This window comes from Shimia sagamensis (genome assembly GCF_900182745.1).
In the GTDB taxonomy this organism is placed as follows: domain Bacteria; phylum Pseudomonadota; class Alphaproteobacteria; order Rhodobacterales; family Rhodobacteraceae; genus Shimia; species Shimia sagamensis.
The window spans coordinates 70,933-95,390 of record NZ_FXTY01000009.1 but is presented as its reverse complement, the minus strand read 5'-3'; the positions used below and the strand labels follow the sequence as shown (position 1 = coordinate 95,390).

Below are 24,458 nucleotides of genomic sequence, written 5' to 3'. Positions count from 1 at the left end.
ATGCGTAAACTGAAATTGGGCATGGTTGGCGGCGGAGATGGGGCTTTCATCGGAGCGGTACATCGGATGGCAGCTAACCTGGACGGCCATTGGGATCTGGTTGCCGGCTGCCTTTCGTCCACCGCCGAGAAAGCTCATCGCAGCGCAGAAGTTTTGGGGTTGGCACGCAGCTATAGCTCTTTCGAAGAAATGGCAGCGCGTGAGCGCGCCCGCACAGATGGGATCGATGCCGTTTCAATTGTAACTCCGAACCATATGCACATCCCGATTGCCCGCGCCTTTTTGCAGGCCGGCATCCATGTTCTTTGTGACAAACCTCTGACCACAGATTTGGCCCAAGCCGAAGCTTTTGCAGCGGAGTGCGAAAATTACGAACACCATTTCTTCCTGACCCACAACTACAGCGCCACCCCTATGATCCGTCAGGCCAAAGCGATGGTCGCCAACGGCGACTTGGGTGACATCCGCCTGATCCATGCGGAATATCTGCAAGATTGGCTTTCTCGCCCGGCGGAACCAGAAAATGCGCAAGCCGCTTGGCGCACCGATCCATCCCGTACCGGGGGCGCGGGCGCCATAGGGGATATTGGCACCCACGCCTATCACCTCGCGACATTCGTTTTGAATGAACAAGCCAGCCACCTGGCCGCCGATCTCAACAGCTTTGTGGAAGGGCGGAAAGTGGATGACAACGCCAACATCCTATTAAGGTTCGGGTCTGGCGCTCGCGGATCAATCTTTGCAAGCCAAGTGGCAACAGGATCCGAAAATGGGCTTAAACTGCGCATTCACGGGACAAAAGGCGGACTGTTTTGGGAGCAAGAAAACCCAAATCAATTGATATTCACCGCATTGGGCGGCGTTGAACAACGTATCACACGCGCAGGGTCTGGCGCTGGAGACGCAGCAAACGCGGTGTCTCGTATCCCGGCTGGCCACCCGGAGGGTTACCTGGAAGCCTTTGCCACCCTTTACCGCGACATAGCCTGTGCTTTGGCCGGCAAAACTGATGCAGCAAAGGACGTGCCCAGGCTGTCAGACGGTGTGGCAGGGATGCGTTTCATCCATGCCTGTCAACAATCCTCAGTCGCAAACAGCGCTTGGCACGCGCTTTAATTTGGAAGCACGTTAGGCCTGTTGCCACATCGCCGCAATTTCTTGCGCCGCTCTGGCTTTTACTTGAATCGCTGCGGCACATCCCTTCTGATACCTGCGGGAGGGAGGCTTCATGCGTACAGGAAACTTATTTTTTGGAGTTGCGTTTGCGGCTTGCGCCGCCTCTGTTGCCGTATCCCAGCAGAAGGAAACCCCATCCCAAGGGTTTGCTGTTTATGGCCAGATCAACAGGGGCGTGCTGCGGTATGACGATGGCCCGACGGATCACACCTATTGGTTTGTCGACAATTCCAAATCCGTTTCTCGCCTTGGCGCGACTTTTGACACACCTTTGGAAAATGGCTGGCGCCTCCACGCGCGTGGAGAAATTGCGCTGAAGTGGAAAGAAACAAATGCCGTTAATCGGAACGATCCACACGATGAGGCATACAAGTTTGACCGGACCGAGCTTAGAAAACTTGAGGTTGGGTTTGTCCATGACACCTTCGGTAGGATTACACTAGGTCAAGGCGCCATGTCGGCGGACGGCATCACGGGCCTCGATTTGTCTTTAACCACTGTTGTTGCGGGCACACCTGTCCAAGACGCCGCCGGTGGGCAATTTTTGGTCCCCAATGGCGCTTACGATCCCAGCAATAAGAAAATTAAACAGGCTTTCCGATCGATGGGAAGCTCCCGTCGACTGCGCTTACGCTTTGACGCCCCAATCAATAATGGTTGGCAATTTGTTGCCGCTGCGGGTCAAGAAGTTCTTTCGTACAATGATGACCAACTCTATGCAGACACTTCGCTGCGATACGACGGAGATCACGGGGACTTCCGTATTCGGGCGGGAGGTGCGTTCCGATGGATCGAAGAACGCCCGAATGTGGCTATCGCCTCCGGCTCTTTGCTTCACCGCCCTAGCGGTTGGAATGTTACCCTGGCCACGGGGCACGAAACTAGCGGCGCGAATTACTACTACGGCAAAATCGGATACATCGGCCGCTGGTTTGATATTGGCCAAACCGCAATCTCGATTGACATGTACGATGGGGATGACATCTACCAAAACAGATCATCGCCAGTTCAAAGTAGCTCCAGCCGCTCCTACGGCATCGCAATTGTCCAAAAGATTAAATCCCCCAAAATTGACCTTTATGCGCTCCTGCGCCGGTACGAATACACCGACTCCACAGCCCAGTATCAAGACAGCCTGGCTCTTCTGGCTGGTGCACGTTGGACTTTTTAAAATCCAAACCTGCCAGCACCCAAAATTTTTGACACACTCCGACAGGTTGGCACGAACGCCAAAAAGCCTGTCTCAAACTCTTAAGTGAATCCTATTAACTTACCCCATCTGTAGTTCATGAGATGAAGCGAGAACTTCGAGGGCTCCAAAAAGGGAAACGCGAAATCTCTCCAACACAACAAACACCTATTGGAGGGAACTACTATGGAAAAAAATATCATTGTCATCGGCGGCGACGGTTTCTGCGGCTGGCCAACATCTTTGCATCTGTCGCGTGGCGGCTACAATGTCACAATTGTGGACAACCTGTCTCGCCGGCGGATCGACGAGGAGCTGGGCGCCAAAAGCCTCACGCCTATCGCATCCATGGAGGACCGCCTGACCGCTTGGAAAGAAGTCAGCGGCAACACCATTCGCTTCGAAAACATCGACGCATCTCAGCAGTTTGATGCCTTGCACGCGCTGCTGGAAGAGCTAAAGCCAGAAGCGGTTGTCCACTTTGGTGAGCAACGCGCGGCCCCCTACTCCATGCGCGGCCTGACCGAGAAACGCTACACTGTGGACAACAATATCAACGCCACCCACAATATTTTGGCTGCGATCGCCGCGCTTGATCTGGACACCCACGTTGTCCACCTCGGCACAATGGGCGTCTATGGCTACGATGGCGATGGGTTGGAAATTCCCGAAGGTTATCAAAAGGTGATGGTGGCAGGCGATGACAATGTCATTTACCAGCGTGAGATCCTCTACCCCACCAACCCGGGCAGCGTGTACCACATGACCAAATCGATGGATCAGTTGCTGTTCCAGTTTTACGCAAAAAACGACCAGATCCGCGTCACGGACCTGCACCAAGGGATCGTATGGGGCACCCAGACACCGGAAACAAAACTGGATGATCGCCTTATCAACCGGTTCGACTATGACGGTGATTACGGCACAGTCCTCAACCGCTTTCTGGTCCAAGCCGCTGTTGGTCACCCCCTGACCGTGCACGGCACAGGCGGTCAAACCCGCGCATTCATTCACATTCGGGACACGGTGCGCTGCATCCGCCTGGCCATTGAAAACCCACCCGCTAAAGGCGACCGTGTTGTGATCCGCAACCAGATGACTGAAACGCACCGTGTGCGGGACCTGGCAAAACTCGTGGCATCCACAAACGGTGCGCAAGTGGCTATGGTTGACAACCCACGCAAAGAGGCCGCCGAAAACGACCTGCGCGTCAGCAATGCAAGTTTCATCGCACTCGGTCTGAAACCGACAACTCTGGAAGAAGGTCTGTTGGAAGAAACCGTGGAAATCGCCGAACGCTATGCAGAGCGTTTTGACAGCGCCACAGTGGCTGCCGCTTCCATCTGGACCAAAGAGCAGCACGCAGGCGTTGTGACCAAAGAGGCGCTGATTGCGGGTCAAGTTCAACCGGCTGCATAATTTCTTCCCAAAAACACGCCCGGTCCGATACAATAATCGGGCCGGTATTTTTTCCTTCAATCAGAGATTTCGGGTGAGCCAACCGCAGAAAGCATCCCAAAACGAATACTGGTCCGTCGACAGCCAGCCCGCCAAGCTGTCCGGCCCCGTTGCGCTTTGGAAAGCTCCTGCGGTTCTGGCGACCTTTGCGATCCTGAGTATGCTCACTTTGATTGTTCTGCAAAACGACACTCTGTTGGGCGCTTTTTTTCCCGCCAACGATTGGATCTTTGCGCCGGTGCCGGGGCAACACTTCATTGCAATCCGGCATTTCCTGCTTGTCTTTTTTGTGAGTTTTGGCCTGTTTTCAAACGGCCCGTTCCTCACAAGACTTAAGTTCATTGCAGATCTTTGCCTGTCTTTTCTTGTGATCTGTCTTGCCATCGACCTCTTTTCAGTTTTCTTGTCGCACAGCTTTGACGCTCCAATTTCTCTCAGAAACCTGCAAATCGCGACAGGTTTGGTTGGCTTCGCTCTGTTCTCTGCTCGCCTGTATTCTTGGGGCGAAATGCCCTCACCCGTGCACATGAAAGTCACACCAACACATCCCGGCCGTTCTTTCGGCCGGTTTTGGATACTTGTCGCTGCCGCAGGCGTTTTTTCTTGGTGGGTCAATCAACTGGACCTGGAAACCGTGACGTGGCTACGCGGCAGAGCATTGCTGGGTGGACTGGGACCAGGAGTGTTTCTGTTCCTGCCTTCATTCTTCTTGTTGATGTATTTCTTGGCAATGTGGGACCGGCGAAAAGAAGATCAAACTGATGACTTCGATCAGGACGTGACCATCGTCATTCCGGCTCACAATGAAGAATACATTATTGCCGACACGCTCAAGGCGGTGGACAGGGCTGCTGGTCACTACAAAGGGCGTGTCATTGTCTATGTGGTCAATAACAACTCCGTTGATGCAACCTTCGACGTGGCGCAGGCCACATTCGCCTCTTTTGAAAATGCTGAAGGCCGTGTCATCAACGAGCCTCGTGCGGGTAAGGCGCATGCCCTCAATAAAGGTTTTGCCGCTGTCCAGACAGAACTCGTCATCCGCATCGACGCGGACACACAGATAGACAAAGACTCCCTGCACTTGGCACTGAGGCATTTTAAGGATCCGCAACTCGGATGTTTAGGAGGCGTACCCAACACCCAAGGCCGTTCCTTTTTCGAGCGTGCCCGTTTGGCCGAAGTTTTGATCAATCACGGCTATTACGCCATCGCCAACACCGCCATCGACGGGCAGGTTGCCATTCCGGGTATGTTTGCCGTTTATCGTTCTGCACTCGTTCGTCACCTTGGCGGATTTGCCTTTGGCCTCAATGGCGAAGACAGTGATATGTCGATGCGCATCGGCGAATTGGGCTACCGCATACAAGTAGATCCTTACGTGCGCTATGAGTCCGAAGTGCCAGCCACTTACGCGCACATGCGCGAACAACGCATGCGCTGGTTTCGATCCGCTTTCCACATCACAGCCCGCTGCCGACAGGCAACCGAAATTGGAAATCCATCCCTGCGTGGCTGGGTTATCTTACCCATCATGTTGCTCAACACATCAGTGCGCACAATGGGTTTGCCGCTGGTGATATTTGGCCTAATCGAGTTTCTGGAACCTTTCGGCACAGGGCCGCGCCCACTTTGGACCGCAATAGCCGCCGTTATTCTTGGCGCTCCGACCTTGGTTGGGGTGGCTGCAGTGCTGATAAACCGCACACCTCGAGCTGTTCTTTGCCTGCCGGAGTACACTGTATTCCGTCTCATGCGCGCCTACTTCACACTGGAAAGCATGCTCTCCGTCAAACTCAGCGGAAAAAAGAAAACCACGGCAATTCATCTGGAGGCCCTGGAACAAATCACGCTTCCCCACGAATCTCTGCTCGAAAATGGCGCGGTGCGCACCCCTGGTGACGCTTGAAGTCACGGCTAAAGTGAAACGGATCTGCGTAGCCACATTTAAGTGCTACATGCGAAACTGGATGTTCTGTTGTGCGCAAGAGATAGCAAGCCAACACCATTCGCTCTCTACGCAGCCAAGCCATGGGGCTGTTGCCCGTTTCCTCCTTAAACCGGCGGAAAAGTTGCGACTGACTGATGCCAGCAATCTCAGCCAAATCTTCGACACTCCAAGCCCGATCCAACTGCGAACGCAAACTATGCGACACACGCATCACAACACCCGATGGACCCATGTGTCCTTGTGCACTGCGCAATGAGGCCAAGTCAGCGAGCAGGTCTGAAATTTTTGCACTCACCAGCCCTGGTGAGCAGGCGGAGTTTACAGACAGCGCTTCCTTTACCGCATCAAACCTTGGTTTTTGATCAGCACAGCCATGAACGATCGGCGCCTGTTGAAACCCAAGATGAGCATGCAACGCATCCACCCGATGCCCTGCAAAAGACATCCACAAATATGTCCAATCTGACTTGGCGTCCGCGCCATGCGCGTAACTCAGAGCAGTATCGATCCAGGCCAAGTCACCGGGCAAAAGCTCAAAGCGCTCTCGTCCCAATTCAACACATCCGTTCCCGCTGAGGCCGAGGATCAAGACATGTTCGTGAAAGTTTTGGCAAACCATCCCGTCATCATGTCGGGCCACCGTACGTCCAGCGACGGGAACGTGGTAGGGCCAGAGGTCGCTATTTTCCTGCGCTGCATTAAAAACAATTGTCGAAGTTTCAAACGCCCCAAAGGACATTAGACCTGCGAGTCCGGCACGTTGATCTCCATGCCTTGCAAGTCTTCGCTCACCACGATCTGGCAACTCAACCGGCTGGTTGGTTGCGGCTCAATGACAAACTCCAACATGTCAATTTCGTCATCTTGAGGCGCAGCAACTCGGTCAAACCACTCCTGTGGCAAAACGCAATGACAAGTTCCACACGCGCAGGCCCCTCCGCATTCCGCCGCAATCTCATTCACCCCGGCATTAACAGCCGCCTGCATGACGGACATGCCAAGCGCTGCGTCGGTTTCGATTTCAGTGCCGTTTGACTGAACAAACTTCAATTTGACCATCTTCTTGTCTCGCCTTTATGCGCGCTTCCAACTTATGCGTAGGTTTTTTGGACCTCGCACCGACAATCCCCGCTTATACTCTGGCACAACCTCGGCGAGCTCAATTTCTGAAAACCGCGCATTCAGAGTAGAGAAGATTACATCCATATCCAGTCGCGCCAAATGGTTGCCAAGGCAGAAGTGCCCTCCTCCACCAAAGGCCATGTGCCGATTAGGCGTCCGACCAACGTCAAACAAATCCGGACGTTCAAATCGAACAGGATCACGATTGGCCGCCCCGTAAAGCAAACCAAAGCGCGTTCCGGCTGGGAACAGCTTGCCGCCCACTTCGGTGTCCTCCGTCGCAAATCGGTGAAAATAGGGTAGCGGAGATTCATACCGAAACATCTCCTGAACTGCCGTTTTCATCAGACTGGGATCGTCCCGCAACCGCTGATGCTGGTCTGGAAATCGCAGAAGCGCGTGCAGACCACTCCCCAACACATCTATGGTTGAGCCATGCCCTGCCATCAATATCAGCATGGCTGTGGAAACCAGTTCATCTTGACTCAGCTGACCCGCATCACGATACGCAATCAGACCGCTCAACAGATCTTCTTTCGGCGCCTTTTCCCGATTGGCCAAAAGGACCAACAAATATTCGTAGAACTCTTTGGTCGCGGTTTCCGCACGTGCCTTGTCTTCTGCACCCCTCTCAGGATCAAAAAATCGGACCACTTCTTCAGACCAATGACGCAGCATTGGAGCATCTTCGTCAGGCACACCCAAAACACGTCCAATGATATGGCCAGGTACATGCGCGGCAAACTCAGCAACAAAATCGACTTCTTCTTGCTCGCACAACTCCTCTAGAAGAGTATCCACAAAATCCTGAATAGCCGGGCGCTGCCGCGCGATCATCGCAGGCGAAAATTCACGAAAAACCACCTTGCGCAACCGCGCGTGCGTAGCGCCCTCGCTTTCGAGCAAGTTCACCTGCACGTAACGCTCGTGATAAGGCATGTCGTGGAAGTTGATTGCCCGCTGCTGTGCTCTTCGGTCAACGTCCTCGATGAATTCCTCGTTGTTGCGCAACATGGTTTTATCGAGCGCCACGGCCTCCACGTCCGCCATTTTTGTCAGCATCCATGTATTCGCGCTCTCCCAGAAATAGGGGGCATCCAATGCGCGCATGGCGGCATAGGTGGCATAGGGGTCCGCGGCAAAGCCCGTGCTTTGTGGGTCCAAAGAAATCCGGCTGGCTGGGTCCGTAAGCATGTTGTCCTCGCACAAATGAAGGCTGGAAAATACTTCTATTCCACCCGAAGTAAATGCCAATAGTAAGCCAATACATGGATGAAACTCGCATGTCGCCGATCCAATTATCGAAAAAATTCACGCAATCTCACTCTGATTTCATCAGTCCATCACCCCGTGATCTTTCCAAGATTAAAACTTTTGTAACGCGGCACGAAAATATTTGACCAAATGATACATTCCCCCCATGGTAGCGGCATCAAACAACATAAGAAAAGATCCCGGGGGGATATGTTCCATGAAAAATCAAACATTTAAGCTGTCTATGACGGTTGCTGTTGCAGCAATGCTCAGCGCAGGCGCCGCATCTGCAGACACGCTGCGCCTTTTGACCTGGGGCGGCTATGCACCAGAAGACGTTGTTGCAAAATTTGAGGCCGAAACCGGCCACACCGTTGAGGTGACCAAATCCAACAACGAAGAAATGATTGCCAAGTTGCGCGCCACAGGCGGCGGCGGCTTTGACCTGGCACAGCCAAGCCAAGACCGCATTGCCGGCCCACAGGCTGAGTTCGGGATTTACAAACCAATCGATCTGTCCAAAATTGACGCGTCGCTCTTCATCCCGTCGATGCTAGAAGCCACCCAAGGCAACACCACCGTTGGCAGTGACGTCTACGGCGTGCCACACGTGTGGGGCACCTCCGGTCTTGTGGTCGACACCGCCAAAGCCTCCATGGTTCAGGATTACACCGACCTTTGCGCGTCGGACGTTGCAGGCAAAGTGTCCTACCGTCTGAAGCGCCCAACTTTGATCGGTTTCGCTTTCTCCATGGGTCTAGACCCGTTCGCCGCATACGGTGACGAGGCGGCTTATGCTGACATCATGTCTCAGGTCGAAGCCAAGCTGATCGAATGTAAAGCGGGCGTCAAAACCTACTGGGGTGGCGGCGACGAGCTGATGGGCCTGATGCGCTCCGGCGAAGTTGTGGCCTCCATGGCGTGGGACACCGGCGGTTGGAAACTGAACTCCGACAATGCAGACATCACCTTTGTGGCGCCTGCTGCTGGCGCTTTGGGTTGGGTTGACACCTTTGTTCTGCCAGCCAAAGGCAAAGCAGATGACGCGGCATACGCATGGATCAACTTTGTGATGCAGCCAGAAGTGGCCGCAATGATCACCGCAGCTGCTGGTAACTTCACCGCATCCAAAGGTGCTGACGAATTTGCCTCCGCGGACCTGAAGGCGCGCTACCAGGGATCTTTCCCAGCCGAAGCCATCGACAACATCAAATGGTACCCACCAGTACCAGCTGGTCTTGAAGCCATCGAAGGTGGTGTTCTGGACCGCGTTAAAGCCGCTAAATAAACCAGCGCTTTTCAACTTCTAAATCAGCGTGTGTCCTCACGGGCGCACGCTTTTACGACTTTAAAGGACCTCCCAATGACGCCCGATCTGCAGTGCACCAACCTCACCAAAAAATTTGGCGAGACAACAGCGGTGGACAATGTCTCCTTCTCTGTCCCGGCGGGGTCATTTTTCTCGATACTCGGCCCATCCGGTTGTGGCAAAACCACCATCATGCGTATGATCGCCGGTTTTTTGGAACCAAGCAGCGGCGACATCCAGATCAAAGGCAACTCGGTCCTGAATGTGCCGCCCAACAAGCGGCATGTGAACATGGTGTTCCAGCACTTGGCCCTCTTCCCGATGATGAACATCGCGGACAACATCGGCTACGGCTTGCGTCGCGCTGGTATGCACAAAAAAGATATTGGTTTTAAGGTAGACGAAGCGCTCGAACGTATCGGCCTGCCTGGTATTGGACACCGCCGTGTGGACGAACTCTCTGGCGGACAAAAACAACGTGTGGCCATTGCCCGTTGTATGGTGCTTGAGCCAGACGTCCTTTTGCTCGACGAACCTCTTGGTGCACTCGATCTCAAACTGCGCGAGCACATGAAGGTGGAGCTGAAGACCCTTCAGGCGGCCTTTGACACCACTTTTGTATACATCACGCATGACCAATCAGAGGCGTTGGTGATGTCTGACAACATCGCCGTGATGAACGCCGGGCGCTTTGAGCAGGTAGGCAGCGCACAAGACCTATACTACCGCCCTGACACCGCTTTTGTTGCGGGTTTTGTCGGGGACAGCAACCGGTGGTCGGGCAAAGTCGTCAAACAGGACGGTGAAAACACGCTTGTCCAAACCACCAGCGGCCTAACATTACGCGGGGCGACCCAAGGGCGTTCGCTCTCTCAAGGTGATACGATCGACGCTTTTGTGCGGCCCGAAGCCATCCGCATTGCCCACAATGCCGAAGATCTTGCCAGCTTTGATAACCAAATCTCCGGCACAGTCACCTCTATTCTGTTCAACGGCGCCGCATCACGTGTGATGGTCCGTGATACGGAAGGCCACGAAGAAGTTGCCGTGAACCTGCCGCAATCTGGTGAATTTGCAAATCTCACCAAAGGCGCTCCGGTGCACATCGGTTGGGCCAGCGATCAAGCCAATTGCTTCTCTGCGGGAGCATCCTGATGCACCGCGAAGCCAAACTTGGACTCATCCTTTTGCTGACGCCATTTCTTCTCTGGCTCAGCCTGCTGATTGTGATCCCTCACATCGACCTCTTACTGGTCTCCCTGCGCGAGCGTGTTGGTGTTGGCCAATATGAAATCAGCCTTGGGAACTACCTCACCTTCTTCACGGAACCGCTGTATATCGTCACCTTTCTACGCACTGCGGTGATGTCGATCTTTGCGACAATCTTGACCCTGCTGATTGGTTTTCCAGTCGCTTACTACATCGCAAAAATGGCCAAGGGCCGCACGCAATCCGCGCTTTTCCTGCTCTGCCTAGTGCCGTTTTGGGTCTCGGAGCTGGTGCGGACGTTTGGCTGGATGATATTGCTGAGAGAAACCGGCATCATTTCCAACCTCTTGCAATCCGTAGGTCTCGCTCAGGGCCCCGTAGAGATGTTGTACAACGATGCCGCCATCATGGTGGGTCTTGTTTATACCTCTATGCTCTTCATGGTCGTACCGCTGATCACAACACTCGAGAGCCTGTCTGACGAAGTGGTCGAAGCTGGCTACGATCTCGGCGGCAGCGGCTTCAGCGTTTTGCGTGAAATCATCATTCCTCACGCCATGCCAGGCATCGTGTCGGGCTCCATCGTGGTCTTTATGCTCTGCCTCGGCAACTATCTGACTCCCACTATGCTAGGTGGCAAAGAAAGCCTCTGGTTCACTGAGCTGATCTATTCTCAGTTCATTGTACGTTTCAACTGGGAGCTCGGCGCTGCCTTTGGCTTCCTGCTGTTGATCCTATCTTCGGTGATTGTCTGGGGCATGTTGCGCCTCACCGGGCAGTCCCTTGAAAAGACTATGGGATAAGGAGAAGCAACATGATCCCTTCCATCCCACAGTCCCGCTTTGTCACCACGGCTTACAAAGCATATGTGCTGCTCTTTTTCGTCTTCCTTGCGCTGCCATTGATCGTTGTGGCGGCCTTTGCCTTCAATGACAGCCAGTTCCCTTCCCTGCCTTGGGAGGGGTTTACCTGGAACTGGTTCTTTGGCTCGGAACGCCCGATGATTGGCGTATTCCATGAACGCTCAATTCTGCGCGCGATTGGAACGTCCGTGTTTGTGGCCTTTTGTGTCTCCGCGCTCTCTATGGTCGTTGGCTTGTCCAATGCCTTCCTGTTCAACCGTTACAAGTTTCGCGGGCAAAGTATCCTCTACGTCTTTATGCTGCTGCCCCTGGTGATCCCCGGTATCGTACTTGGTATCTCCATTCTGGTAGCGTCCAGCCGCTTGGCCAACGGCCTTTGGGATGGGTTTCAATGGGATGTAGAAGCCCTGCGCCCCGGCCTTTGGTTAGTGATCCTTGGCCAATTCTCCTTCATCACCACAATTGCAACCTTGGTGATTGGGGCCCGTCTGCAAAAGTTTGACAAGACTTTGGAAGAGGCCGCGCTCAACCTCGGCGCCGGTCGTTTGACGGCAATCCGTACGGTCACTCTGCCCTATCTGGCGCCTGCCATGATCGGCGCCTTTGTAGTGGCTTTCCTGATGAGCTTTGAGAACTTCAACACCACGTTGATGCTCGTTGGATCTGATGCACCATTGACCATCGCCATGTTTGACCGTCTCAAAGAGGGGTCCACCCCACTGCTGAACGCAGTCAGCTTGCTCTTGATGCTGGGATCATCGCTGCTGGCCTTGGTCATGATCGCGTTTCAGAAGAAAAACTAACCCGAGGCCTTCGGCTTCAACAGGCGCGCCGCAATCGGCGCGCCTAAAATCACTAGAACAATCCGCGTCAGGTGATGGGCAATGACAAATCCAAGGTCAGCACCAACCACAATCGCCAAGACTGTCATCTCCGCCTGCCCGCCCGGCGCAAAGGCCAAAAATGCCTCCATAGCAGGCGCAAGACCAAGCCGCGTTGCGATTTCGGCAAAGCCCGCCGCCAGCACCGCCAGAACAACCATAAACGCCAGCCCAGACAGTACTACACTGCGTAACTCGCGCATGGTGACACCGACGTAATAAACACCAATCACCACACCAATAAAAAACTGCGCAGTCCAAATCGCTTCTTGTGGTGGACGCGAGTGCAGTACCCCGCCCATGGTCAGAGCTGCAGACACAATCATGGGTCCCAAGATGGACGCGCCAAACAATCCAATGCGTTCGCCGCCTTTCCAACCGACAATTGCAGCCACCGCCATGATCACCATCTCTTGCACCGGCAGTTCAGATGCAGGCTGACCTATCGGGTTGGATAGGCTCACGCCATACACGGAGATCAACATGATCGGTGCCACTGACACAATCACCAGAACCCGAGTCGCGTGGATCAAGGACAATATGCGCGCATTTCCCCCCGCCTCTTCGCCAAACAAGATCATGTCCTGCAAACCGCCCGGCATCGCCGCATAGTATGACGTCACAGGGTCAAATTTGCAGACCTTGTGGAAGAACGGCACCCCAATCAACGCGATCACAAATATGTAAAGCGGCATTAACGCAATCGACCCCGCCATTCCTGGCAATTGCGCCGCCACTTCAGGCGTTATGGACGTCCCCACAGCCACGCCAAGAATGGTTCGTGCGCCAGCAGTAATCTCTCCAAAACCGGCAAACCGCGCACCGCTCAGCGCCGCAATGAGACACGCAGCCATCGGCCCGAACAAGAAAGGCAGCGGCAAATTCAACACCCAGAAAAACATGGCCCCAATCGCCGCCACCGCAAAGGTGAAGGCCCGAAGTCGCAGAGTAGACACGGGTGATTCCAATCTTGATTGACCGATTGCATCCGACTGTATACATTCGGATGCAATATCACAAGTTATGGTCAAAACCCAATGAGCGACGACCTGGCCTCACCAGAAAAACTACATGGAAACGCGGCCTACGGCGCTCTTCTTGCGGAAATCCGCGACGGGCATCTTTCCCCCGGCGACCGCCTGCGAGAAACCGAACTTGCCAAACGCTTTGGCGTCAGTCGCACTCCTGTACGCGAAGCCATTCGCCAGCTGGAAACCGACGGTCTTGTGGCGCATCTCCCTAGGATCGGCGCCACGGTGCGAAAGTTGGATTACTCCGAGATCATGGAGCTGTACGAAATGCGCTGCGTTTTGGAGTGCACCGCCGCTCGAATGGCAGCCCGGTCCGCCTCATCTGTGGAAATAACTGAGCTCACCGCAATCAGTGACGAAATCTCCAAGGTGGGCAAAGGCACGGACGCCGCCCGCCTGAATCGCCAGTTCCATCGCGCGCTTCTGGAGGCTGCTAAAAATCGCTTCCTGATTAAGTCCATGCTGAGTTTGCAGAAAGCCATGTTAATCCTAGGCCGCACCACTTTGGCTGATGAAGAGCGTTACGAGAGTGCCATAGTGGAGCATAATGCGATTCTAGACGCTCTTGTCGCCCGCGATGGCGATGCGGCCGAGGCAGCCATGCAGATACATATCACCGCCGGTCAACGCGCCCGCATTCGTGTTCTAAGAGCAGAACTAGAAGACACCGAGTTCCTGTAGCTCAGCGAAAGAGGCTCTCTTAAATTCACACCAAAGACACCGAACGTCACAATCATCCACTCCAAATCAGTGTCGCTTAAGCGAAGGCCGGATGATCTGAATTTGGGTCACCAAAAAGAGACCGAAACGTGTCACCATGCAAATCAGCCACGGGGCGTTTTCTGCCACAACCACAGCCTAAGTCAGATAGCGAAGAGATTCAGGGCTCCACTCGGAACTTGAGCCATCCACGCACAAAACAAAAAGCATCTACCCAATATTGCTACCCTCTTTCAAAACCACATAGCGAGGTTCCGCAATCATTGGTCATTGATCGGTCCAAACGCCTCAGACAAGTGCCGCCAAAATAAGAGATCGGAACCGCGGCGGAGTCGCAAATAGCTTCTCGCGATGGATTGGTACTGCATTATGGCCAATCGTAGATTTCTGTACCCGCTCCATCACCCCCGCCTTGCCATTCCCATAATTGCCAAAGTCACAAATACCTTAGCGCACCAATATCTGAATTTTCTTCGCCCGCGCAGAGGGTACACTGTGTCGCAGCCTTGGCCCAAAGCACTTCACGCCGTGACACGCTATTGCCTTTGCAATTTTCGGCTCGGGTATTGGCAAAACGGACAAATCACCGCAAATTCGGAGGAGAACCGCTCTCACGTCAGCCAGCCCCAACCCAAGGGAGCAAGATTTGTTGAAAATTGGTCTTTTAGGCTGTGGCCGCATTGGGCGGGTGCACGCCCGCTCAGTTGGCCAACTGGACAGTGTCGCTATTGCAGCGGTCGCGGATACCTCCGCGGCTTCGGCCCAAGAACTGGCAGGAGAAACCGATGCTCAAGTGATGTCCGCGGCCGCGCTCATCGCCAGTCCGGAGGTCGATGCGGTTCTTATCGGAACTCCGACAAATACCCACTACGATCTTATTCATGCCGCCTGCAAAGCCCGCAAAGCAATTTTTTGCGAAAAACCGATCGACATGTCCGCAGACCGAATCCGTGATTGCGTCTGGGCGGTCGAAGATGCGGGGGTGCCTTTTATGACGGCCTTCAACCGTCGGTTTGACCCAAACTTCTCTCAAATTCAGTCTCGAATAACACGAGGCGAAATTGGTTCCGTTGAGATTGTCACAATCCTCTCACGCGATCCCGCGCCACCGTCACTTGAGTACATTGCCACTTCCGGCGGATTATTCCGAGACATGATGATACATGATCTTGATATGGCCCGTTTTTTACTCGGCGAAGAACCAACATCTGTTTTTGCCGTTGGGTCTTCCCTTGTGGATCCGGAAATTGGCAATGCTGGTGATATCGACACCGGCGCCGTCACTTTGACCACGGCAACCGGCAAGATTTGCCAAATTTCCAACTCCCGACGGGCAACCTACGGCTATGATCAACGGATTGAAGTACATGGGTCCAAAGATATGCTCCGGGCAGAAAACGTGCTGGAAAATACTGTTGAAATGGCTTCTGCCTCCGGCTTTCGAAAAGCCCCGGCACAACACTTTTTCTGGAGCGCTACGAGGCCGCCTACCGCCTTGGGCTGGCGCATTTTGCCCAAGCCATCTCAAGCGGTTCGCAACCGTCTCCCGATATCAACGATGGACTACGGGCTCAAATGTTAGCGGATGCGGCCAACCTGTCCTGGCGACAGGGCACGCCTGTCACCATTGGCTAAAACAGGCATCAGAAAGGCAATACTCGGCCTCCTTATGCCGCCATCAAAAGGACACGCTGGCACAACTCCAAAAAAGAGCGCTACAAAATGCACACATGCGCTCAACAGAAAGTTGACGTGTTCCTTTTAGTTCGGTCTGCTCCCGTTTCCCGCTTCCGATAGCTCTTTTTGTAAACAGATGTACTGGACAACAAACCCCTTCCCCCGCATGTTTTGACCAAAGAGTTCAAAAGGGAAGATAGCTCCGTGTTTCACAAAGTCATTGCCGCCACTGCGCTCACCGCGCTGACCACCTCCGCAGCTTTCGCAGCAGGCCATTGCGCCGACGGTAAAACCTTGACCGATGGCACTCTGACCATCGCAACAGGCAACCCCGCCTATTATCCGTGGGTCATGGATGACGCGCCGGAAAGCGGCAAAGGTTTTGAAGCCGCTGTCGCCTACGCCGTGGCCGAAGAAATGGGTTTTGCTGCAGAAAAGGTAACATGGGCCCGCTCCTCCTTTGATCAGGCAATCCAGCCAGGCCCGAAAGATTTCGACTTCAACTTGCAGCAGTTCTCCATAACCGAAGAACGCGAGAAGATGGTCGACTTTTCTTCTGCCTACTACGCGGCGCCTATGGCGATTTTGGCCTCTGCGGATGCAAAAGGAACGGCTGCAACGGTAGATGCCCTCAAAGGCCTAAAGTGGGGCGCCATGGGCGGCACCACTGCAGTGCCCGTATTGATGGACGCTATTGGTCCAAATGACATGCCGTTGCTCTATGGTGACAACGCTGACGTGACGGCGGCAATGCAGGCGGGCCAGATTGATGCAGCGCTTTTTGATCTGCCCACCGCATTGTACCTAAGCGCCGTTGTTGTCGAGGGCTCGGCTGTGATCGGCCAATTCCCGGCAGATCGCACCGAAAACCCAGACCGGTTTGGTCTCCTGCTTGAAGAGGGCAACCCCTTGAAAGCATGTGTCGATGAGGCTATCGCATCCCTAACAGAAACAGGGAAGTTGGCCGCCATTGAGGCCGAGTGGTTGCAGGAAACCACTGGTGTGCCGCTGATCAAATAATATGAGCAAGACCAACGCGGCGGGCAAAACCCGCCGCCAAATATACGAAGACCGCCTGCGCCGCCGCTCCATGCTGATCGCGGGTGGCAGCACTTTGGCTGTGTTTTTGACCGTGATCCTTCTGGTGCCACTGGCACCGGGTTGGGACCGTGTCAAAGCCAGCTTCTTTAACTGGGAAGTCTTTGCCAAAACTTTTCCAAAGCTGCTTGAAGCCTTCAAGTTGGATGTTGCGATCTTCTTATGGAGCGCCCCCGCCATTGTGATCCTTGGGCTGCTGGTTGCACTGGCACGTGACACACGCAATCCCGCTTTGTTTCCGCTCCGCATTCTGGGTGCGGCTTACACAGATATCTTTCGCGGTGTACCGGTGGTGCTGACCGTCTACTTGATTGGCTTTGGCATTCCCGGCCTTGGACTGCCCCGCCCGTGGAATTCCCCGTACATCTGGGGCTCGCTGGCTCTCATTTTGACATACTCGGCATATGTGGCGGAAATCTTCCGTTCCGGCATCGAAAGCGTACACAAAAGCCAACGTGCTGCCGCACAATCTTTGGGCCTGTCTGACGCGGACAACATGCGCTTTGTGATCCTGCCACAAGCCATTCGCCGGGTTATCCCCGCGCAGATGAATATGTTTATTGCCCTGCAAAAAGACGTGGCGTTGTTGAGTTTTATCGGTCCGGTTGAAATCTTCCGCCAAGCAGGCGTGTTCAAATCCCTTCTGGCAAACTTCACTCCTTATGTGGGCGCAGCAGCGATCTTCCTCGCGGTTACCATTCCCGCCACACGCTACGCCGACTATCTCATGGCCAAGCAGAACCGGGAGCGCAGTTGATGGCAAAAATCACCTTAAAAAGCGTAGAAAAACGGTTTGGCGACAACACGGTCTGTGATGGCATCAACCTTGAAGTCGAGGAAGGCCAGATGGTCTGCCTGATTGGGGCATCGGGCGCCGGAAAATCCACTCTGCTGCGCTGTATCAACCTGCTGGAAACCATCGAGGACGGGGAAATCCTTCTCGATGGCGAGGATATTTCTCTACCCGGATTGAACCCGCAACCAGTTCGCCGTCGCATTGGCATGGTGTTTCAGAGCTTTAATCTGTTTCCCCATATGACGGCTGTCGAAAATGTGATGCTAGCGCCGCGCAGGGTTTACAACAAGAAGCGCGCGGAGTTACGGAGCGAGGTGGCCGAGTTGTTTGAGCGCTTTGGGTTGGCGGATCGTATGGACCACTATCCGGACCAACTGTCCGGTGGGCAACAGCAACGGGTCGCCATTGTGCGCGCTTTGGCGATGAAGCCCGAAGTGATGCTGTTTGACGAGATCACCTCGGCGCTGGATCCCCAGTTGGTGGGCGAAGTTCTGGACGTTTTGCGGCTCCTAAAAGGCAGCGGAATGACCATGGTTCTTGCCACGCACGAGATGGGTTTTGCCCGCGAGGCGGCGGATAAGGTCTGTTTTCTAAAAGCTGGAAAAGTGATTGAGGAAGGCCCGCCCAGCGCGCTGTTCGATGCGCCACAACATCCCGACACACAGGCATTTTTGGCGAGGGCGCTCAAGTAGCTCCATCCGCGAAGTCGCATGGCACACGCCTTGACCAATCCCAACAAAAAGCCCGCTGTCATAGCAGCGGGCTTTTTCAAGTCAGATATGTCTATCCAAGTTACGTGTTAAAAAGGAAGTGCATGACGTCGCCGTCTTTCACTTCATAGCCTTTGCCTTCTGCGCGCATCTTACCCGCTTCCTTGGCACCGCTTTCACCGTCGCAAGCGATGTAATCCTCATACGCAATGGTTTCAGCGCGAATGAAGCCTTTTTCAAAGTCGCCGTGGATCACACCGGCTGCCTGAGGCGCCATGGTGCCCTGACGGATGGTCCAGGCGCGGGCCTCTTTTGGGCCTACGGTGAAATAGGTTTCCAAATGCAAAAGTTCGTAACCTGCGCGGATCAGGCGATCCAACCCAGCTTCTGCCAGACCCATCTCCTCAAGGAACATGATGGCCTCATCATCTTCCAACTGGCTAATCTCTTCTTCAATCTGCGCGGAGATGATTACGTGGCTGTTGCCCTGTGCAGCGGCCATTTCCGCCACTTTAGCGGAATGATCGTTGCCTTCAGCAGATTCAGACTCGCCCACGTTACACACATAGAGCACCGGCTTGGTGCTCAGAAGTTGCAACATTTTCCACGCCTTCACATCGTCTTCGTCAACTTCGAGCAGACGCGCAGGTTTGCCGTCTTCCAGCATCTCTTGCGCCGCTTTCAGCAAACGCTCCTGCTGAACCGCTTCCTTATCGCCACCGCGCACCTTGCGCACGATGCCCTGAAGACGCTTCTCAATGCTTTCCAGATCCGCCAACATCAGCTCGGTTTCAATGGTTTCTGCGTCTGCCACCGGATCAACCCGGCCATCCACGTGGGTCACGTCGCCATCTTCAAAACAACGCAGAACATGGGCAATCGCGTCGGTCTCACGAATATTGGCAAGGAACTGGTTACCCAGACCTTCACCTTTGGACGCACCTTTCACCAGACCGGCAATGTCCACAAAGGTCATGCGGGTTGGGATAATGGATTTGGACTGCGCAATGGCTGCCAGTTTGTCCAAACGTGCGTCTGGCACGCCCACTTCACCCACGTTGGGCTCAATGGTGCAGAACGGAAAGTTTGCCGCCTGCGCTGCAGCGGTTTTGGTCAGCGCGTTAAAGAGCGTGGATTTGCCAACATTTGGCAAGCCAACGATGCCCATCTTGAAACCCATGTCCGGTCTCCTGTCACATGTTTGTGCTGCTCTTAGGCAGAGTTTGGGTCCGGCGCAAGCCGCGTGTTAGGATAGACCCATTAAACAAGGAGATTGTGATGACATTTTTTCCTTACGTTTGCTTCGATTGCACCAGCGAAGAAGCCAAGGATGTCTGTTCTGCAGTCTTTGATGCCAATGACATTGTGAAGATGTGCTTTACAGATGCCCCACCAAAGGTTGGGATGCAGCACATGCTCAGCAAGGATTGATTTCCCTTAGAATTTTCGGCACATCTTCTGTCAGCAAACTCTGAGGACTGTTCATGACACGCATCGACGCCAAATTCGCCGAACTGAATGCCGCTGGCAAAAAAGCCTTTGTGGCTTATGTCATGGCCGGAGACCCAGACTACGATACATCATTGGAGATCATCAAAGGCCTTCCTGGCGCCGGCGTCGACATCATCGAACTTGGGCTGCCGTTTACCGATCCAATGGCTGACGGCCCAACCATTCAGCTTGCAGGCCAACGCGCGCTCGACGGCGGCATGACAATGGAACAAACTCTTGATCTGGCCACTGAGTTTCGACGCGTTGACGACACCACCCCAATTGTGTTGATGGGCTACTACAATCCGATCTATTCCCGTGGCGTCGACAAGTTTTTGATCGACGCAAAGCTTGCTGGCATTGATGGGTTGATTGTGGTGGACCTACCGCCAGAGGAAGATGCCGAGCTCTGTATTCCGGCACAGGCTGCGGGCCTGAATTTCATCCGGCTCGCGACGCCAACTACCGATGACAAACGCCTGCCCAAGGTTCTACAGAACACTTCTGGGTTTGTGTACTATGTCTCCATCACTGGCATCACCGGCTCTGCAGAGGCAGAGGCCACGGATGTAGGACCGGAAGTGACCCGGATCAAATCCAAAACAGATTTGCCAGTGATCGTGGGCTTTGGCATCAACACACCGGAAAAGGCGCAAAACATTGCCTCCGTCGCGGACGGTGCAGTGGTTGGATCTGCCATTGTCAGCCAGATTGGCGCTGGGAAGCCCGTAAAAGACGTTCTAGCCTTTGTAAAATCTCTGGCGGACGGTGCCCACCGCGCCTGATGACATCAAAACTTTGGCGCGGTTCGCCGCGTCATGCTACACTTATCCTGCTCAAGTCGGCAGGCAGTGAGCGTAATCGGTGTGTGCCTTTTTCCAAGTATTAAGGAGCTTGCGCCATGCCTACTGACCATTCCTCAGCCCCTCGAAAACGCCGCGGTCGCAAATCACCGCCGGTCAGCCGCGCGTCAGCGGATGCCTTTTCTCTTGAACATGTCATTCGACCGCGCGCGCAATTTGGATTTTTAGACAGCGATCGCATGGCAACCCTCAAAGGTCGCGTTTTGGACCTGCTGGCGGACTACGGTGTCATGGTGGTGCATCCAGAGGCAAAAGCTGCTCTCCTGGCAGCGGGCGCCACGGAAGGCAGCGAGGCCGGACGCCTAAAGATGCCGCGCCAAATGATCCAAGAGGCTTTAGATGCAACACCAAAATCCTGCCGGCTAGCCGGGCGCGACCGCATCTTTGACATGGCCGTCCCGCGTGCCGACGGAGGGTTCATCTTACGAACAGGCACGGGTGGGCATGGCTATATTGATCCGTACGACGCCAGCTACCGCAACATGGACCTCACCGCGACACGTGAAATTGCGGCTGTGGCCAATTCTTTGGATCAGGTCGGGTTCATCGCCCACCCGTTTGTGCATGGCGTTCCGGAGGTTACAGCTGACATTCACAGCTTTGCGGCCATCTCTGCCAACACACAAAAGCACGTGTGGATGCAGCCCTATCAAAAAGAGAACGTTGACTATCTTCTGAAGATCGCCGCCATTGCCGCCGGCGGTGAAGACGCGCTGCGGGCCAATCCTTCCACAAGCACCATCACCTGCTCATTTTCACCTCTTGAGTTCAAATTCATGGACACTGAAGTGATCATCGCATGTGGCAAATACGGCGTACCGGTACATGCCTGTTCGCTACCCAGTGCTGGCGGGACCGCCCCCCTGTCCCCGGCGGCACTTGCGGTGATGGCTGGCGCCGAAGTGGTGGGCATGGTCACGATGGCACATGTGCTGTCCCCTGGACTGCCGGTGATCGCCACGCCTTTAATGTTTGCTTTGGACATGCGCACCGGCAGTGCCCTGCAATCTTCTGTGGAAGCCATGCAAGCCGCCTCGCTTTCCATACAATTGGTCAAGCACGGGTTTGGCTTGATGGCGCACACTTACGGATCCGGATCCGACACGCCGGATACGGATCATCAATCCATGGCCGAGCGCGCGCTATTGATGCAAACCGTGGCACTGTCAGGTGCGGATATCCTTGGCGGGATTGGCCAATTGGAATGTGCGACAGTGTTCTGCCCAGTGCAGGCGGTCTTGGACAACGAGCTTGGCGGTATGACACGACGCTTTTTGCAGGTGCCGGATGTAAATGATGCCGCGCTGAACTTCGAAGAAATGCTCAAAGTTCCTGTGGGTGGGCATTTTCTCGATAGCAACCACACGGTTGCAGGCTGCCGGGATCAGCATATTCCTGAAGTTTTTCAGCGCATTGGGCGTGATGACTACGAGGCAGATGGACGGCGTGGCGCCTTTGAAATTGCCAGGGACAAGGCTCTTTCAGCGATTGCAAAGGCACCACAAGCCGGTTTCTTATCCACCATTCAGAACAAAGAGATTGCGGCACTGACCACCGCAGCAGACAAGCATATTGTGCAGGTCTATTCCGGAAAAGTGGACACCATTTGAATGCACGTCGCAAGCTGTGGGCAGGTGTTAGCTGGGTTTGCCTGCCCCCCCCAAGCATGCCCGTGACTAGTCTGGCCAACGTCCCTCCGCGGCCAGCGCATTGGCCATGGCTTGCACCAGGCATTCTCTGCTGATGGGTTTGGCAACATGCCCGCTCATGCCCTCGGACAGATAACCCGCCACCTGATGAACCATAGCATTTGCACTCACCGCCAAGATTGGCGTCGTCTCCAGCATGTCTCGACTTTCAATTTCGCGGATTTGTCGCGTGGCCTCTAGCCCATCCATAACGGGCATATTTATGTCCATCAAAATCATGTCGTAATGCGCTGCTTTCCAAGCATGCACTGCAGCGCTCCCGTTCTCAACAATCTCCAGCGTGAGACCAACCTTCTTTAACATGTGCTTGAGCACTATTTGGTTGGTACGATTGTCTTCCGCCGCCAAAATCCTCAAGCCAGCCAGGCTGCGCCCTGCATCTGCGGCCGTCACGGACGCAATCGAACCTGTTCTGTCTTCAGCCGGATCAACCAGAACTTTGGCATGAAACTCAGCGCCTGCACCGGGTTTGGACCGAAGGGATACCTCCCCGCCCATTAGCTCACAAATATGTCGCGAAATTGCCAAGCCCAAACCGGTGCCGCCGTGCATGCGTGTCACGCTGGTGTTTGCTTGATTAAACCGCTCAAACAACCGCAGCTGCTGAGATTTCGGAATGCCAGGCCCTGTGTCCCGAACTTTTAGGCTCAGAACTATCTTTCCCGACCTATGTGGCACCAGGTCAATAAACAGGGAAACAGAGCCCGTGTCGGTGAACTTAATTGCATTGGACAAAAGGTTGCCCACGACCTGTTGCAACCGCACCGGATCCGTGTGCACAGAGCAATTGGCCGCCTCTGACAGCACAGCTTCAAAATTGAGCCCCTTTTCTTCTGCCCGGAATTGGTAGTGGTGCCGCATGCCATCCACCAAATCCGACAATTTGTAAGGGATGATCTCAAACTCCAACTTACCTGCTTCAATCTTGGAGATATCCAAAACGTCATTGATGATCGCCAACAACAAGCGACCACTTTCCCCCAAAATCGCCACCAATTTGGCCTGATCATCACTCAAACCGCTGTCGTCCAGCGCTTGGGCCATACCAAGAATGCCATTTAGGGGGGTACGGATTTCATGGCTCATCGAGGCCAGAAATGCCGATTTGGCCTCATTTGCCGACTCTGCAGCAACGCGAGCCTCTTCTAACTCGCTTGTGCGGTCACGCACGGCCTGTTCCATTGTGCCAAGGAGTTTCTGCAACCGTTGATTGGCTTCATAAAGCTCTCGACTTTTTCCCTCCAGAATTGACTCCGCTTCCTCACGCCCCACGCGCTCCCGCATGTACCTCCGACGCGAGACAGCATCGGAAGGCGGGGCTATGGGCTCGCGCAGATACATCAGACAGCCTTCTGCATCAAAAACTCGGCACAGAACTTGCCACCACCTTTTTGCTCCGTCATCTGGATCGAAGCATCGTGTTCAAAGTGCTGCAAGCAAGCCTCGATCAAGCCATGGCAAAAATGCTGCAACGGCCGCTCGCTGGAATAGACCATCTTAAACCGGCCATCCTCCAACCGCTCTGTCGCAAACGTCGGAAGCTCTACCTCTGGATAAAGCTTGCGCACTTCAACATGGACCTCACCTTCAATCGACTCCAACATGTCAAAGCCGTCGTTTTTGCCTTCAAAGAAAACAGGGTACCCTTCGACAAACCGGCCAAACATCCAATGGCCAAATTGCTTGTGCAATGCTTCTATCGGCGCGCCAAGTTCGGCGCCAATCGCATCGACAATCGCCAAAAGTTCCCGACAGGGATAGTTGCCCACCGCAGTAAACGCGCCATCATTTTCCAACTTCGCTTTTTCTAAGATGTCATCAACGGCCTCTTCGCCCATCACAGACTCGGCCATTCGGATCAATTCGACAAAAACAATGCCTTTCATGGAAACCTCCGCGTGACTGAAAAATCTCAACCAGTCAACAATAAGAACAAAGGGTAAACATGATG

General features: G+C 54.2%; 22 protein-coding genes and 1 pseudogene. 16 read left to right on the top strand and 7 right to left on the bottom strand.

Features of this window, described 5'->3' with window-relative positions; all coding sequences use genetic code 11:
- From QOL67_RS19180 to QOL67_RS19165, 4 genes are all read left to right on the top strand, one after another.
- Nucleotides 1-1,116 carry a Gfo/Idh/MocA family protein gene (locus QOL67_RS19180; RefSeq protein ID WP_283427598.1) on the top strand — a complete coding sequence of 372 codons (1,116 nt, stop codon included), beginning with the start codon at nt 1-3 and terminating at the stop codon, nt 1,114-1,116.
- A 112-nt stretch (nt 1,117-1,228) separates the two neighbouring features.
- Nucleotides 1,229-2,347 (top strand): porin, encoded by a 1,119-nt coding sequence (locus tag QOL67_RS19175; RefSeq protein WP_283427597.1) that lies wholly within the window; start codon nt 1,229-1,231, stop codon nt 2,345-2,347.
- A 204-nt stretch (nt 2,348-2,551) separates the two neighbouring features.
- Entirely contained in the window at nt 2,552-3,784 is a 1,233-nt protein-coding gene (locus QOL67_RS19170) for an NAD-dependent epimerase/dehydratase family protein (RefSeq protein WP_283427596.1), read from the top strand.
- Between the two features lie 73 nt (nt 3,785-3,857).
- Nucleotides 3,858-5,732, top strand: coding sequence for a glycosyltransferase family 2 protein (locus tag QOL67_RS19165; protein ID WP_283427595.1), 1,875 nt, complete (start codon nt 3,858-3,860; stop codon nt 5,730-5,732).
- Here QOL67_RS19165 and QOL67_RS22100 read toward each other — a convergent pair.
- The 3 genes from QOL67_RS22100 to QOL67_RS19155 form a co-directional block, all read right to left on the bottom strand.
- The gene (locus QOL67_RS22100; RefSeq protein WP_430458980.1) at nt 5,671-6,393 is read right to left on the bottom strand and encodes an AraC family transcriptional regulator; all 723 of its coding nucleotides are present in this window, start codon (nt 6,391-6,393) and stop codon (nt 5,671-5,673) included. The genes QOL67_RS19165 and QOL67_RS22100 overlap by 62 nt on opposite strands.
- A 119-nt stretch (nt 6,394-6,512) precedes the next feature.
- Nucleotides 6,513-6,833, bottom strand: a complete 321-nt coding sequence (locus tag QOL67_RS19160) for a 2Fe-2S iron-sulfur cluster-binding protein (protein WP_283427594.1) — start codon at nt 6,831-6,833, stop codon at nt 6,513-6,515.
- A gap of 15 nt (nt 6,834-6,848) precedes the next feature.
- Nucleotides 6,849-8,090: a cytochrome P450 gene (locus QOL67_RS19155; RefSeq protein ID WP_283427593.1), complete on the bottom strand. Its 1,242-nt coding sequence runs from the start codon at nt 8,088-8,090 to the stop codon at nt 6,849-6,851.
- Between the two features lie 277 nt (nt 8,091-8,367).
- Here QOL67_RS19155 and QOL67_RS19150 point away from each other — a divergent pair, with 277 nt between their 5' ends.
- From QOL67_RS19150 to QOL67_RS19135, 4 genes are all read left to right on the top strand, one after another.
- Entirely contained in the window at nt 8,368-9,438 is a 1,071-nt protein-coding gene (locus tag QOL67_RS19150) for an extracellular solute-binding protein (RefSeq protein WP_430458975.1), read from the top strand.
- A gap of 75 nt (nt 9,439-9,513) precedes the next feature.
- Nucleotides 9,514-10,614 (top strand): ABC transporter ATP-binding protein, encoded by a 1,101-nt coding sequence (locus QOL67_RS19145; protein ID WP_283427592.1) that lies wholly within the window; start codon nt 9,514-9,516, stop codon nt 10,612-10,614.
- On the top strand, nt 10,614-11,471 hold the full coding sequence (locus tag QOL67_RS19140; protein WP_283427591.1) for an ABC transporter permease: 858 nt from the start codon (nt 10,614-10,616) through the stop codon (nt 11,469-11,471). The genes QOL67_RS19145 and QOL67_RS19140 overlap by 1 nt, the downstream gene beginning before the upstream one ends.
- Nucleotides 11,472-11,482: 11 nt before the next feature.
- Entirely contained in the window at nt 11,483-12,334 is an 852-nt protein-coding gene (locus tag QOL67_RS19135; RefSeq protein ID WP_283427590.1) for an ABC transporter permease, read from the top strand.
- Here the strand turns inward: QOL67_RS19135 and QOL67_RS19130 are convergent.
- Nucleotides 12,331-13,314 carry an AbrB family transcriptional regulator gene (locus QOL67_RS19130; RefSeq protein ID WP_283427683.1) on the bottom strand — a complete coding sequence of 328 codons (984 nt, stop codon included), beginning with the start codon at nt 13,312-13,314 and terminating at the stop codon, nt 12,331-12,333. The two genes, QOL67_RS19135 and QOL67_RS19130, sit on opposite strands and share 4 nt — an antisense overlap.
- A 135-nt stretch (nt 13,315-13,449) precedes the next feature.
- Between QOL67_RS19130 and QOL67_RS19125 the strand changes: the two genes are divergently transcribed.
- The 5 genes and pseudogenes from QOL67_RS19125 (at nt 13,450) to QOL67_RS19105 (ending at nt 18,426) form a co-directional block, all read left to right on the top strand.
- Nucleotides 13,450-14,124, top strand: coding sequence for a GntR family transcriptional regulator (locus tag QOL67_RS19125; protein ID WP_283427589.1), 675 nt, complete (start codon nt 13,450-13,452; stop codon nt 14,122-14,124).
- Nucleotides 14,125-14,809: 685 nt separating this feature from the next.
- Nucleotides 14,810-15,798 (top strand): annotated as a pseudogene (gene iolG / locus QOL67_RS19120) (inositol 2-dehydrogenase).
- Nucleotides 15,799-16,044: 246 nt separating this feature from the next.
- Nucleotides 16,045-16,860, top strand: coding sequence for an ABC transporter substrate-binding protein (locus QOL67_RS19115; RefSeq protein WP_283427588.1), 816 nt, complete (start codon nt 16,045-16,047; stop codon nt 16,858-16,860).
- Nucleotide 16,861: 1 nt separating this feature from the next.
- Nucleotides 16,862-17,695, top strand: coding sequence for an amino acid ABC transporter permease (locus QOL67_RS19110; RefSeq protein ID WP_283427587.1), 834 nt, complete (start codon nt 16,862-16,864; stop codon nt 17,693-17,695).
- Nucleotides 17,695-18,426 (top strand): amino acid ABC transporter ATP-binding protein, encoded by a 732-nt coding sequence (locus QOL67_RS19105; RefSeq protein WP_283427586.1) that lies wholly within the window; start codon nt 17,695-17,697, stop codon nt 18,424-18,426. Before QOL67_RS19110 ends, QOL67_RS19105 begins: the two co-directional genes overlap by 1 nt.
- A gap of 100 nt (nt 18,427-18,526) precedes the next feature.
- Here QOL67_RS19105 and ychF read toward each other — a convergent pair whose 3' ends face one another.
- Entirely contained in the window at nt 18,527-19,624 is a 1,098-nt protein-coding gene (gene ychF, locus QOL67_RS19100) for a redox-regulated ATPase YchF (protein ID WP_283427585.1), read from the bottom strand.
- 98 nt (nt 19,625-19,722) lie between these two features.
- On the opposite strand from ychF, the gene QOL67_RS19095 reads away from it, so the two are divergent.
- The 3 genes from QOL67_RS19095 to QOL67_RS19085 all read left to right on the top strand — a co-directional run bounded on the left by QOL67_RS19095 (nt 19,723) and on the right by QOL67_RS19085 (nt 22,408).
- Complete coding sequence (locus QOL67_RS19095; protein WP_283427584.1) at nt 19,723-19,875, top strand: hypothetical protein; 153 nt, start codon at nt 19,723-19,725, stop codon at nt 19,873-19,875.
- A gap of 53 nt (nt 19,876-19,928) precedes the next feature.
- Nucleotides 19,929-20,720 (top strand): tryptophan synthase subunit alpha, encoded by a 792-nt coding sequence (trpA, locus tag QOL67_RS19090; protein ID WP_283427583.1) that lies wholly within the window; start codon nt 19,929-19,931, stop codon nt 20,718-20,720.
- A gap of 116 nt (nt 20,721-20,836) precedes the next feature.
- The gene (locus QOL67_RS19085) at nt 20,837-22,408 is read left to right on the top strand and encodes a trimethylamine methyltransferase family protein (RefSeq protein WP_283427582.1); all 1,572 of its coding nucleotides are present in this window, start codon (nt 20,837-20,839) and stop codon (nt 22,406-22,408) included.
- 66 nt (nt 22,409-22,474) lie between these two features.
- Here the strand turns inward: QOL67_RS19085 and QOL67_RS19080 are convergent, their stop codons facing one another.
- On the bottom strand, nt 22,475-23,848 hold the full coding sequence (locus QOL67_RS19080; protein WP_283427581.1) for an ATP-binding protein: 1,374 nt from the start codon (nt 23,846-23,848) through the stop codon (nt 22,475-22,477).
- Nucleotides 23,848-24,393 (bottom strand): heme NO-binding domain-containing protein, encoded by a 546-nt coding sequence (locus tag QOL67_RS19075; RefSeq protein ID WP_283427580.1) that lies wholly within the window; start codon nt 24,391-24,393, stop codon nt 23,848-23,850. Before QOL67_RS19075 ends, QOL67_RS19080 begins: the two co-directional genes overlap by 1 nt.
- Between the last annotated feature and the right edge of the window lie 65 nt (nt 24,394-24,458).